The sequence below is a fragment of the Aliikangiella marina genome (assembly GCF_007004765.1).
Taxonomy (GTDB): domain Bacteria; phylum Pseudomonadota; class Gammaproteobacteria; order Enterobacterales; family Kangiellaceae; genus Aliikangiella; species Aliikangiella marina.
Window position 1 is genome coordinate 498126 of record NZ_VIKR01000003.1, and the last position, 12440, is coordinate 510565.

Here is a 12440-nt window from a genome sequence, read left to right on the forward strand (position 1 = left end):
CATAATTTTAAAATCTTTGATAATCCACCTGAGCGCGTCAATTCGGATTCAATTAAGTGGGATCGAAATATCATAAAATTCGGTCGTGCAGATGTAATACCATTATGGATTGCCGACATGGATTTCGCGATAGCAGAACCTATTTCAGAGGCACTTGCCAAGCGGCTTACTCATCCCGTTTTTGGGTACAGTTATCGCACCGAAGCATATACCAATGCCATAATTAACTGGCTGAACCAGCGTTATAATTGGACAGTCTCTCGCCGCGAATTGCTCTTTTACCCGCCGGGTACGGTGGCTGCTATTAATTGTTTGGTGAACTTATTTACTCAGCCAGATGACGAGATCATTGTTCATACTCCAGCATATCCGCCGCTGATGAATATCGTTAAACAAAATCAACGAAAGTTAGTGACGAGTCCATTAATAAAAATTGATAATCGCTTCGAAATAGATTGGGAAAATTTTGAGTCATGCTTTAACAAGAAGACGAAAATGCTAATCTTCTGCAGTCCTCATAACCCGACCGGTCGAGTGTGGCGAGAAGATGAGTTACTGAGGATAGCAGAGTTATGTCGCCGACATAACGTTATGGTTATCAGTGATGAAGTCCATGCAGATTTAACATTACCTAAAATTACTCATTTTCATTTTAATCGATTACCGAAGTGTAAACGGCCTTCAAGCGTCACCTTAATTTCTTCTTGCAAGACTTTTAACTTAGCTGCACTTTCCCAGTCAACCTTGATTTGCGACGAACCAGAACTGAGAACAAAAATTCAATGGGCAATCAATACCGCTCAACTTAACTTGGACAATGTGATGTCGGCAACTGCAATGCAGGCAGCCTATGAGTCAGCCCACGAATGGTTGGATACACTCCGTAACTACTTGCAGAAAAATCGAGAAATGCTCGTCGATTTTGTAAACCAACAATTACCCGGCGTTACGGTGTGCGAAGCCGAGGGGACTTATTTAGCGTGGTTGGACTTTAATGCGCTCAACGTTAATCATGAAGCGCTGGCTGAAATTTTTGTTAGAGATGCGGGCGTGGGTTTGTATGATGGAAAAATGTTTGGAGACGCGGGAAGTGGCTTTTTTCGAATAAACTTAGCGTGCTCTAGTCGTTTACTGCAAAAAGCGCTAGACCAGATTAGAGCGGCTTTTGTTCTTAAAAATCTCATTTAAGCATTTCAAGATTGATCAAGGTTAAGTAGCTTGTGATTGATTTAAGGGTAAAATTAACTCATTGATTTTTTATACCTCACCAGCTGAAGAGACTATGAAAGCCACGCATAGCGACAAAAAGAACAAAGTTTTAGTAGACAAGAAAGTACAACAAGTCATCTTGGTTGAGGGCAGTGCAAACGTTTTAGTATTAATTGCTAAGGTTATTGCAGGACTGAGCACTGGTTCTATGGCGATATTGAGCGATGCATTGCACTCTCTGACTGATGTGGCAAATAACTTTGTTGTTTGGGGAGTCGTAAAACACTCAACTAAACCTGCCGATAGAGAACACCCTTATGGCCATCGCAAATTTGAGACATTAGCCGTGCTCGGACTTGCGGTTTTGCTTATTTTATTGGCATTCGAATTAATTCTTCATTCTTTTCGCCGAGAGCACACCGACATTGTTAGCTCGCCAATCGAAATGATGCTGATGGCAGGCGTTTTAATCATAAATATCGGGTTAGCGAGTTGGCAGCGTATGTGGGCTAATCGGTTAGGCTCCCATCTACTTCAAGCAGACGCTAGTCATACATTTGCCGACGTGTTAACAACGATTATTGTCATTGTGGGATGGCAATTAGCATCAATGGGATATCTTTGGTTAGATCAACTTTGCGCAATTGGGGTTGGATTATTTATTTTATATTTAGCTTACAACCTGTTAAAGAAAGTGACTCCGGTTCTAGTTGATGGTTATGCCATTGAACCAGAAGCGCTAATTGAGGTTGCCGTTGCTATCGACGGCGTTGAGGCAGTAAGCAGAGTGCGTTCGCGTTGGATTGGTAATGATGCTTCGATTGATATGGTGATTCTAGTCAAGCCTGAATTAACCACCGAGCAAGCTCACCAAATCTGCGATCAAATAGAGTTGCTCGTTGAGCGAGAATTCGCTGTTTCTGATATATCAATTCACGTTGAACCCAACCAATAACGGCCTTAAAATAGAGAGCTAATTGAGCGATACTATTAAGGTAAGAATTTGAAAAAGATTTCCTATTTTTTCGGTCTCATTACTCTGGGCCTGTTCATGGGCGTTACATTGGCGCAGGAAGTAAACAAAGTCGGCGAGAACATTCAACCGGATAATTTGTTTCCTAAGATTAAGTTTGAAACTGCTGGTGGAACGATAATTGTTGAGTTGGATAGGATAAAAGCACCGATTACAGTCAATAACTTTTTAGCTTACGCGTCCAAAGGCACCTATGACAATACGATCTTCCACCGTGTAGTAAAAGATTTTGTGGTCCAAGGTGGCGGTTATGACCTTTTCTACGCCGAGCGAGAACAATTGCCTCCGATCTATAATGAGTCTGGTAATGGATTAAAAAATCAACTTTATACTATCGCAATGGCCAGAGAGAAAGAGCCACATTCAGCAACCAGTCAGTTTTATTTTAATATGGGAGATAACCCAGGGTTGGATCCCGGCAAAGATTGGGGTTATACCGTATTTGGTGTAGTCATGGAGGGGACTGAGGTTCTCGATGCAATTTCCAACACTCAGACTCACGTTCATCCTGAGTTGGGTTGGGAAGATGTTCCTGTTAAAGAAGTATTGCTTAAAAAAGTGACGATAATGCCAGAGGAATAAGCAACATCTCTGGCGGTTAATCGCTCGCTACTATTCTCTGATGTATAGCTTTTTTTCGATTGGCTTGTTTGCTTAGAGCTTGGCTATTTGCGATAGGTTTTTTGCAATATTTCTCATTTGTTCATCAACTTCTAGACCTTTTTCAAAATGCTCTAAAGATTCTTTGGAGCGCGCGGTTAAAAGATCCATGAGCATGTTTTCTTGCTCTTCAGTTAGTCCCATAGTAAAAAACTGTTCTTCAACGTCAATCAACAGCTTATCCATAATTGATTGACTAGACTCTTTGTGGGTTGTTTGAAAGTCCTGAATTTCTTTGATGGTACCGAGCGCTTCACGTAACGACTCTCGAATGCGAGTTGTTCGCTGATCAACTGCAATTGCCTCCTGTTCACATTTCATATTAAGGCCATGAGCACATTCCGCCATAATCAAAATATGGTCTAATAAACGGCCGCGTAATGAAGCATCATCTGGCATGTTTTTTACTAGAATCACCACACTTTCGAAGTGAGCGAACACCCGTCTTCCACAATCGAGTAACCTATCATTAGCATTGCGTGCCCGTTGCATGAGTTCAGTTTCAAGCGGGTTGACCGATTGTGCTTTGGATACGCTTACGCTCGACAGTGAGTTTTCAATCAATATGGTGCAGTTTAACTGCATGCTATCAGTCGCTTCGAGCAGTAGGTTGGCGAGTTCGTTGGACGTGTTAATAGTTACTGCTTTTTTCATAAAGTCGATAATTGTGCCCAGCTCGCCGGCGTTACGCAGAGCGTCCATGGCCATTTGAGAGGTTAGCTGCTTTTCTTCGACGACTGACTCATGTTTATCTCGCTGTTCAAGTAAAGTGATAATTTTTTTAGGCAAAATAACAGGATCGATGGGCTTAACGAGATAATCAAATCCACCAACTTGGAAGCCTTTGAGGATTTCTTCTGTCGAGTTGTTGGAGGAGATAAATATGACCGGCAGTTCTTCATCGGTTTCGCGAATTTTTTCGCAGACTTCGTAACCGTCCATCGGCTCCATATTGACATCCAATAACACCAAATCAGGTTTGTTTTCTTCGATTTTGGTGAGCGCTTCTTCTCCATTAGTTGTTGCAACGACCGCATAATCAGATTTTAAAACTTCCATAATGATTCTGATTTCACTGGGGGAGTCGTCGACGATCAATATGGATTTTTTATTTGTCATTGATAATACCCATTATGTATTTAGCCACTCGTTTAGCGATTCTCGCATTGTTGACGTATCAAAGGTTTTCCAGCTGTTTTTAATCACCTTAAATTTTAGTAGAGATTCTTCGTCAAAATTAAATTCTTCAAGTAATTTGAGCGTTTCATCAACAACGCTAAAGTCGCTGTCGATGTGCTGTTGCAACGTTTTAAGGTGGGTTGCCAGTTCTTCTGCAGTGTATGCGCGTTTTTCAGCGTCTGGCGCTTTAAATGTTTTAACCGTGTTAATCGTATTTTGAGCGATTTGCATAGCCGCCTTAAAGTCTGGTTGAAGATTACGGATTTCAATGTCATTTTGCTGTTTCGCTGCAGCCTCGATCTTGGCGGCTAAGTGAGATAACTCAAGGAGTCCTATGCCGGCACTAAGCCCTTTAATCGTGTGTGTTAGGGTTATTAGCGATTTTAATGCTAATTCATTAGGCGCAGATAGATAGTCAAGTATTTGCTCTGGTGAATTTGTATAGTTGTCCGAAAAATCGATGAGTAAGTCTATGAGTAAGTTTTCGTTATTATCGACACGGACTAGCGCCTTGTCGATATCGAGTCCTGGCAAATCAGTCGTTTTCAGTTGCGATGCGGTCATGAATACTTGTTGGTACTTCTTAAGGTGACGAATAAGCTGTGTTTGGGTGATGTTCAACTGAGAAAGGCTTTATTACCCTTATCTCTATTGGTAGAAATTCGAACCTTACCCCTAATTAGCATAGCTTTACTCGCTAAAATTACCAGCAATTAGGTTAATTATTTTCTGCGAACCATGACTCCAGAATTAATGCTGCAGCAATGCTGTCGATCTGTGATTTTTGAAGCTTTTTGTAGCCGCCATATTCGAAGATTTCTTCTCGAGCCGCGGCGCTCGACAGTCTTTCATCGACCAGTTCAATTTGAACACCAAATCGCCCATGTAACTGATTGGCGAATTTACGGGCTCGCTCAGTAATCGTTTGATCACTACCGTCCATGTTGTACGGCTCACCGACGATTACTTTTTCGGGCTGCCATTGAGTTAACAGTTTCTCGACTAACTGCCAGTTAGGTGCTCCGTCTTTTGCCTTTAACGTTTCTAGCGGGGATGCAGTTTGGGTGATTGACTGTCCGACGGCAACACCTATTCGAGCTAGGCCAAAGTCGAACGCGAGGATTTGGCTCATGAATGTCCAGAAAAGCTTGATAAGTTATTAATGTCGACACCGAGTAGCGCAGCCGACCGTTCCCACCGCTTATCAATATCAGTTTCAAAAATAATTGATGCATCAACCGGTACAGTTAACCAAGCATTTTCTAAAATTTCTTGCTCAAGTTGTCCTGCTTCCCAACCGGCATAGCCTAAGGCGACAAATGCTTCATCATCAATTTCATGGCGACCGATGGCATGCAAGATGTCCGACGAAGTCGTTACCGAAATGTTGTTGTCGAGTTTTATGCTCGACTTCCAAAGCTGTTCTGCTCGATGAATAACGAAACCACGGTCGACTTGCACTGGGCCACCAGCGAATACAGGATTAATATTGCGGTTGGCTTCACAGGGGATTTCCATGTGCTCAAGTAGCTCTGTGGTCGAAAAATCGAGCGGGTGGTTGATAACAATCCCCATGGCGCCGTCCTCATTGTGCTCACATAAGAGCGTGACACTGCGCGAAAAGTTCATGTCGTGCAGTGAGGGCATCGCGATCAATAAGTGATTTTTTAGACTGGGAAACTTACTCATAGGTATATTGTTGGTGCTAACACGCGGAAATACAAGTCAGCTTTACATCATTTTACAGGAAATAAGGGAATACTAATTAGTTTGTAGGCTGTAATTAGGCTGAAACTGCCAAACACGGATAATCTCCAATATATCCGTATCAACCGCCATTTCTCGAGTTAGCGGTTTAAAAGGGGCTGCCAAACGGACGATTCTTAGAGCTGCGTCATCGAGAACTTTGCTACCAGAAGACTCCATAATGGAAACTTTATTGATTGTACCGTCACGATTGATAGCGACTTTCATTGTGAGGTTGCCAAATATTTGTTGAATTTTTGCTTGTTCCGGGTAGTTGTTATTACCGACTCGTTCGATTTTTCGGCGCCAGCTATCCAAGTAAAGGGCATCACTTGCTCGATGAATTGAGGCGGATACCGCCCGTTTGCGACCTTTTCGCGCTTGGTTGACATTGCGGTTATCGAGATTAGCAATTAACCCACTAAGCTGGTAACTCTTGTCGATAAGCGAGGCCGCATCGGGGATTTTTTCCGACTCTTCCTGGTTTTTATCTGGAACAACTCGATTAACAAATTGGCCATCAGCCATCAGCACTTCCGGCGTGGGAAGTGTTTGTTGCGAACTGCTTTGTTTTTGCATTGGTTCAGACGAGACCTGGTTTGGATCATTAAATTGAGCCATTTCCGTAGCACTTGGAGCTAGTGATTGCTCACTTTCTCCACCGCCTTCTTGATCTGCCTGACCGATAAAGTCAGCTTTCTCAGGACGTTTTTCCGCTTCAAATTGGGCCAGTACAACACTAAATGTTTTTTCGTATTGACTGCTGGATAACTCGGGCAAGGTGAAACCAATGCCAAAGAGTAACATGCCATGAAACGCGATCGCCAAAAATGCACAAAACGCGACTTTGTCGTTTTGGCTAATTTTAGGTTGAGTATTGTCGTCAATAACACCTTGGGTATTTTGCATTGATGGATGGTCCTAACTACTGGCTATCGCTCGCTTATTTTCTATCGCAATGATTAATTTTTCTGCGATCTTAGTATCAAAAGCGGCATCAATTTCTTTTATACAGGTAGGGCTGGTGACGTTAATCTCAGTTAAGTATTCGCCGATCACATCTAGCCCGACAAATATCAAGCCCTTTTCTTTTAGCGTTGGGCCAACTTGCGAGGCGATCCAAAGGTCTTTTTCTGTTAACGGTCTTGCCTCGCCGCGACCGCCTGCAGCGAGATTTCCTCGAGTTTCTCCTTGGGCTGGGATTCTCGCTAAGCAATAGGGAATTGGTTCACCATCCACCATCAAAATGCGTTTGTCCCCGGTGGTTATCTCAGGAATAAAACGCTGCGCCATTGCGGTTTGATGACCATATTGGGTTAAGGTCTCGATGATAACGCCGATATTGGGATCATTTTCTTGGACGCGAAAAATTGACGAGCCACCCATGCCATCAAGTGGTTTGAGAATAATGTCGCCATGTTCGCCAAGAAAGTCACGAAAGTCTTGCTCATTTCTACTAACAAGCGTCGGCGGACAGCACTGGGGAAACCAAGCCGTAAATAGCTTTTCGTTTGCATCACGAATGCTTTGAGGGTTATTGACGACTAGAACGCCACGCTCTTGTAAAAGTTGCAGTAAATAGGTGGAGTAGACGAACTCCATGTCAAAGGGAGGATCTTTGCGCATCAACACGACATCCAGCTCTGCTCCATCGAATGTCTCTGTGTCGGCTAATTGAAACCAGTTTTGTGAATTATCTTCCACAACCAGTTTTTTGGCATGGACTTTTACAGTGTTATGAGATAAAAACAGGTCTCCTTGTTCCAGATAGTAAAGCTCGTGGTTTCTGGCCTGAGCAGCTAAAAGCATGGCAAAACTGCTATCTTTTTTGATGTTTATCTGGCTGATAGGGTCCATGATTATCGCAATTTTCAACGACATTTGATTTCTCGTCTATACTAGGGATTACCGGAAGAGTACTATTGTTGCGTCATTATAGATAGTTGAATAACAAAATCAAGCAAATATCTATGAATATCAATGGTTTAGGTTGTTTTTTTAAAGTTAAGTAGTTATCTTGTCTTACAAAAGCTTGATTCTTATAGTTTTCTTTTTTAAGCTACCATGATAATAAAAGCCTTGGCGACAGACATGCATTTAGTACAGAACTCAGTGGAATAGCGTTGTTTTTTGTGTTAAAAGTGGTTCGAGTTTTAGTCCAATTTTAATATCAATTTGAATCGATGGCGCCCAATTTGCGCCGCATGAGGATAAGATTAATGGAAAATAGCTTTCAGGGTCTCAAAGCAATGGTGATCGACGATAGTAAGACGATTCGTCGGACTGCTGAAACGTTACTGAAGAAGGTTGGCTGCGAAGTCGTAACCGCAGTTGACGGCTTTGATGCACTCGCCAAGATTGCGGATCACAAACCCAATATCATTTTTGTTGATATCATGATGCCTCGCCTGGACGGTTACCAAACCTGCGCGTTAATCAAGAACAACAAAGACTTCCAAGATACACCGGTCATAATGCTGTCGAGTAAAGATGGTTTATTTGACCGAGCGAAAGGACGAATTGTCGGTTCCGATCAATATCTTACTAAACCTTTTAGCCGAGACGAATTATTAGGCGCGATTACACAACATGTAACCGCTGCTTAGTGATTCATTATACTAAGATTTACAAGTCTAGCTTTGTCGCTAACGACTAAGACAAAGCTACACGGGGGAAATAAAAAAAATGTCTAAAATTTTAATTGTTGATGATTCGCCAACAGAAATTCACGTTTTATCAACTATCCTAGAGTCTAATGGTTATCAAATTGTCACAGCTGATAGCGGAGAGTCTGGTGTTGAAGTCGCAAAGGCAGAGTTGCCTGACCTAATTTTGATGGATGTGGTTATGCCAGGACTAAACGGTTTCCAAGCGACTCGTCAATTGAAGAAAGAGCCGACGACTTCTCACATCCCGGTTGTGATAGTAACGACCAAAGATCAAGAGACCGACAAAATATGGGGGATGCGCCAAGGCGCAAAAGACTACCTCACTAAGCCCGTCGATGAAGGAAACTTGATTAACACTATCCAAGCGATATTAGGACGCTAGGCATTTATGAGCGACAATACCGACTTACAAGCATTCGAATTTCTCCAAAGTATTGAGAAGCGCAGTTTTGAAAGTGCTTCCATGTCACCTCGCGAGGAAGACCTCAGTCGATTGTGGACCGGAGTCGGTTTTCGTATGGCTGGCAATGACTATATCGTTAGACTTAATGAGGTCGCAGAAATTATCTCTATTCCGCCCTATACCAAGGTGCCTGGTGCAAAAAGCTGGGTACGTGGTTTAGCGAATATCCGCGGAACGCTATTACCAATTATGGATCTTCATGGTTTTCTTGGACGAAAGGCGCCTCCAGCGCTTAGACGTCAGCGTCTGCTCGTTGTTAATCACAATGACATTCATTGTGGCGTCGTAGTCGATGAAGTTCTCGGGTTGAATCACTATGAAGATGAAGAGTGGGTCCAGGATGTCCCCTTGCATGATGAAGTCATGCAACCCTACCTCAAAGGTGGGTTTTATTCAGGCGAAAAACTGTGGAGTGTTTTTAGCTTGAAAGCGTTGGCAGAAACTCCGTCGTTTCGCCAGGTAGCGTTGTAATTTGAGCGACGGATTTTTCGGAACATATTATGCATTCAGGAATTGAACTATGAGCGCAGACGACAAGAAAAACCAAATAGGCGACGATACTTCCAATACTGGCAGTATTATCTGGATTTTATTCTTTATGATTTTTGCTGGTGGTGCGAACCTGTATTGGGGCCAAAAAACCAGCACTGATAATCAGGAAAGGTTGACTAAAGCAGGTAACCTGCGAGTACTTTCTCAGCAGGTTGCAAAGAACGCTTCAGAGGCATCGCAAGGTAACTCTGCAGCGTTTAGCGCGCTGGTTGATTCGACCAAAGAATTCCAAGCGCAATTTAACCACCTGGACTTCGGTGACGACTCGTCAGGTCTGCCGCCTTCTCCGACGGCTATTCGCAATGATCAGGTTGCTAAAGTGGGTAACCTTTGGAATAAGATGAACGCCGATGCGGACATCGTAACTCGGGGTCAGGAAACGGTCGTTGGATTATTCGACATTGCAAGGTTGCTCTCTGAAAACCTGCCACAGATGCAGTTTTTATTTGAGAAGGTACAGGACATCTTGCTTGACTCTGGCGCGTCCGCACAACAGGTTATGTATGCAACTCGTCAGTTAACTTACGCAGAAAGAATCAATCGCTCATTCCAAGAGGTTCTCTCTGGTGGTGATGGTGCTAGCCTAGCGGCCGAGAACTTCGGTCAGGACGTGGATATTTTCGGTGAGATTTTAACCGGGATGCTTGAGGGAGATGAAATGCTTGGTATCTCTCGAGTAACTAACGCAGAGGCTCGTCAAGCGCTCGACGAAATCGCTGCTAAGTATGTCGATGTAAAACAAAACGTAGAATTCGTAATCAGCAACACTGAGCAGCTGTTTGAAGTTCACAGAGCATCAGACGAAATTTTCGCGGACGCAATCAGCATGCTGGTACTCACTCAGAACTTGCAAGATGCCTATGGTCGTCAAGGCGAAGACTTCAAACAGATTGGTCACCCGATATGGTCTGGAGTTGCTGGTGGATTCATCGTTATGCTGATTATCATTTTGTATATTCGCCAACGTAAAGATGACCGTGGTCGTACTGAAAGAGCACGTAGCGCTCGTGACCAAGAGAAATTACAAAACGAAAGAAACCAACAGGCAATCATCCGACTCCTTGACGAAATGGAAGGATTGGCAGATGGTGACCTGACCACGAATGCAACGGTAACCGAGGACTTCACTGGAGCGATTGCCGATGCGATGAACTTTACCATTGACCAATTGAGAAACTTGGTATCGACGATCAAAGACTCGGTTGTCAAACTCGCCAATGCGACAGATGCTACCCAGAACATTTCGATGGAATTAGCCCAAGCATCTCGCAATCAAGCACAAGAAATTACCGGAGCTTCGGCAGCGATCAATGAGATGGCGGTGTCCATCGAGCAGGTATCTGCGAACGCATCAGAATCAGCAACGGTTGCGGAAAAGTCGGTTGATATCGCGAAAAAAGGTGGTGAGGTTGTACGAAATACAATTACCGGTATGGATACAATCCGTGAGCAAATTCAAGAAACATCGAAACGTATCAAGCGACTGGGTGAATCATCTCAAGAAATCGGTGATATCGTATCGCTGATCAACGACATCTCTGACCAAACGAACATTCTGGCACTTAACGCTGCTATCCAGGCATCGATGGCGGGTGAAGCCGGTCGTGGTTTCGCGGTTGTTGCGGATGAGGTACAGCGACTGGCGGAACGTTCCGGTAACGCGACTAAGCAGATTGAAGCCCTGGTAAAAACCATCCAAACAGATACAAACGAAGCGGTTATTTCGATGGAAGCATCGACTGCAGAGGTGGTACACGGAGCCCGTCTAGCACAAGACGCGGGTGTTGCACTGGAAGAAATTGAACGAGTATCGAAAAGTTTGGCGGACTTGATCCAAAACATTTCGAATGCTGCGCGTCAACAAGCAGCGTCTGCAGGCCATGTATCCAATACGATGAACGTCATCCAGGAAATCACAAACCAAACCTCTGAGGGTACGCAAAATACGGCGAACTCTATCGGTAAATTAGCAGAGCTAGCTGACGAGCTGAATAACTCAATTGCTGGTTTCAAATTACCTGAGGAAGCGTAGTAAGTATTTCATGACGGCTTTTAATATGCCCGATATGGATTCGGAGCAGTTTGTCCTTTGGCAAGCACTCTTAGAAAAACGTACCGGGCTTTGGTTACCAGAAAGCCGAAAGGCGTTCCTCATAGCTGCGTTATCGCGGCATATGAGAGATAAAGAGATAAGCGATTACAACGAGCTATATACGAAGTTAGCCTCGGGAGCTGTATCGGTACTTGATTGGGCATCGCTGGTCGATTCGCTCACAGTTCACGAAACTTGTTTTTACAGGGAAACACCTTCACTCAAAGTTGTAACGAGTTATTGTCGAAACAGGGCATTAGAAAAATTCCAAAGTGCGCCCGATAAACCACAACACTTTCAAATTTGGAGTGTAGGTTGCTCGACTGGTGAAGAAGCGTACACCTTGGCCATTGAAATGGACAAGTTAAATCTGGGGCTCAAAGAAGCATGTGGTAAAACGGTTTACTTTGGGGTTGCAGGTGTAGATATCAGCTATCCGTCTTTGGCAGTAGCCAGAGAAGGAATTTATGCGGCAAGACAGCTCGATTTTGTTCCGCAAGTGACAAAGAATGTTTACTTTAATCGATTGGCCGATGAGCACTATCAGATTAAAGACAATATTAGACAAAGAACCTGTTTTATTCAGAGCAATATATTAGAGCTCAACTCAAAATTAAAACAGGAGTACGACGTTATCTATTGTCAGAATGTATTGATTTATTTCAAGCAGGACCGGAAGCAAAAGGTGGTTGAGCAACTAGCAACGCGGTTAAAACCCGGCGGGCTACTTGTATTAGGACATGGAGAAGTCACACATTTTGAAAACCACGAGCTGACCAGGGTAGATAATAAACATTGTTTGGCGTATTTGCGCAAAGACAATACATAACACTACGA

14 protein-coding genes are annotated in these 12440 nt (G+C 43.5%); 8 read left to right on the forward strand and 6 right to left on the reverse strand.

Annotated elements, in window-relative coordinates; genetic code table 11:
- Positions 1 to 12 precede the first annotated feature (12 nt).
- The 3 genes from FLL45_RS14120 (at position 13) to FLL45_RS14130 (ending at position 2824) form a co-directional block, all read left to right on the forward strand.
- The gene (locus FLL45_RS14120; protein WP_281282211.1) at positions 13 to 1188 is read left to right on the forward strand and encodes a MalY/PatB family protein; all 1176 of its coding nucleotides are present in this window, start codon (positions 13 to 15) and stop codon (positions 1186 to 1188) included.
- A gap of 94 nt (positions 1189 to 1282) precedes the next feature.
- Positions 1283 to 2164, forward strand: coding sequence for a cation diffusion facilitator family transporter (locus FLL45_RS14125; RefSeq protein WP_142942701.1), 882 nt, complete (start codon positions 1283 to 1285; stop codon positions 2162 to 2164).
- A 48-nt stretch (positions 2165 to 2212) separates the two neighbouring features.
- Positions 2213 to 2824, forward strand: coding sequence for a peptidylprolyl isomerase (locus FLL45_RS14130; protein WP_246075832.1), 612 nt, complete (start codon positions 2213 to 2215; stop codon positions 2822 to 2824).
- A 72-nt stretch (positions 2825 to 2896) separates the two neighbouring features.
- On the opposite strand, the gene FLL45_RS14135 is transcribed toward FLL45_RS14130, so the two are convergent.
- The 6 genes from FLL45_RS14135 to gshB all read right to left on the reverse strand — a co-directional run bounded on the left by FLL45_RS14135 (position 2897) and on the right by gshB (position 7708).
- Entirely contained in the window at positions 2897 to 4021 is a 1125-nt protein-coding gene (locus FLL45_RS14135) for a response regulator (RefSeq protein ID WP_142942702.1), read from the reverse strand.
- A 12-nt stretch (positions 4022 to 4033) separates the two neighbouring features.
- On the reverse strand, positions 4034 to 4702 hold the full coding sequence (locus FLL45_RS14140) for an Hpt domain-containing protein (protein ID WP_142942703.1): 669 nt from the start codon (positions 4700 to 4702) through the stop codon (positions 4034 to 4036).
- Positions 4703 to 4799: 97 nt separating this feature from the next.
- Complete coding sequence (gene ruvX / locus FLL45_RS14145) at positions 4800 to 5213, reverse strand: Holliday junction resolvase RuvX (RefSeq protein WP_142942704.1); 414 nt, start codon at positions 5211 to 5213, stop codon at positions 4800 to 4802.
- Positions 5210 to 5770 carry a YqgE/AlgH family protein gene (locus FLL45_RS14150; RefSeq protein ID WP_142942705.1) on the reverse strand — a complete coding sequence of 187 codons (561 nt, stop codon included), beginning with the start codon at positions 5768 to 5770 and terminating at the stop codon, positions 5210 to 5212. The genes ruvX and FLL45_RS14150 overlap by 4 nt, the downstream gene beginning before the upstream one ends.
- Positions 5771 to 5842: 72 nt before the next feature.
- Positions 5843 to 6736: an energy transducer TonB gene (locus tag FLL45_RS14155; RefSeq protein WP_142942706.1), complete on the reverse strand. Its 894-nt coding sequence runs from the start codon at positions 6734 to 6736 to the stop codon at positions 5843 to 5845.
- A gap of 12 nt (positions 6737 to 6748) precedes the next feature.
- On the reverse strand, positions 6749 to 7708 hold the full coding sequence (gshB, locus tag FLL45_RS14160; RefSeq protein WP_142942707.1) for a glutathione synthase: 960 nt from the start codon (positions 7706 to 7708) through the stop codon (positions 6749 to 6751).
- Between the two features lie 338 nt (positions 7709 to 8046).
- Between gshB and pilG the strand changes: the two genes are divergently transcribed.
- The 5 genes from pilG to FLL45_RS14185 all read left to right on the forward strand — a co-directional run bounded on the left by pilG (position 8047) and on the right by FLL45_RS14185 (position 12432).
- Entirely contained in the window at positions 8047 to 8433 is a 387-nt protein-coding gene (gene pilG, locus FLL45_RS14165; RefSeq protein ID WP_142942708.1) for a twitching motility response regulator PilG, read from the forward strand.
- 79 nt (positions 8434 to 8512) lie between these two features.
- On the forward strand, positions 8513 to 8878 hold the full coding sequence (locus FLL45_RS14170; protein ID WP_142942709.1) for a response regulator transcription factor: 366 nt from the start codon (positions 8513 to 8515) through the stop codon (positions 8876 to 8878).
- Positions 8879 to 8884: 6 nt separating this feature from the next.
- Positions 8885 to 9430 carry a chemotaxis protein CheW gene (locus tag FLL45_RS14175; RefSeq protein ID WP_142942710.1) on the forward strand — a complete coding sequence of 182 codons (546 nt, stop codon included), beginning with the start codon at positions 8885 to 8887 and terminating at the stop codon, positions 9428 to 9430.
- Between the two features lie 49 nt (positions 9431 to 9479).
- Positions 9480 to 11543 (forward strand): methyl-accepting chemotaxis protein, encoded by a 2064-nt coding sequence (locus FLL45_RS14180; protein ID WP_142942711.1) that lies wholly within the window; start codon positions 9480 to 9482, stop codon positions 11541 to 11543.
- A 10-nt stretch (positions 11544 to 11553) separates the two neighbouring features.
- Positions 11554 to 12432: a CheR family methyltransferase gene (locus FLL45_RS14185; RefSeq protein WP_142942712.1), complete on the forward strand. Its 879-nt coding sequence runs from the start codon at positions 11554 to 11556 to the stop codon at positions 12430 to 12432.
- Positions 12433 to 12440: the final 8 nt, after the last annotated feature.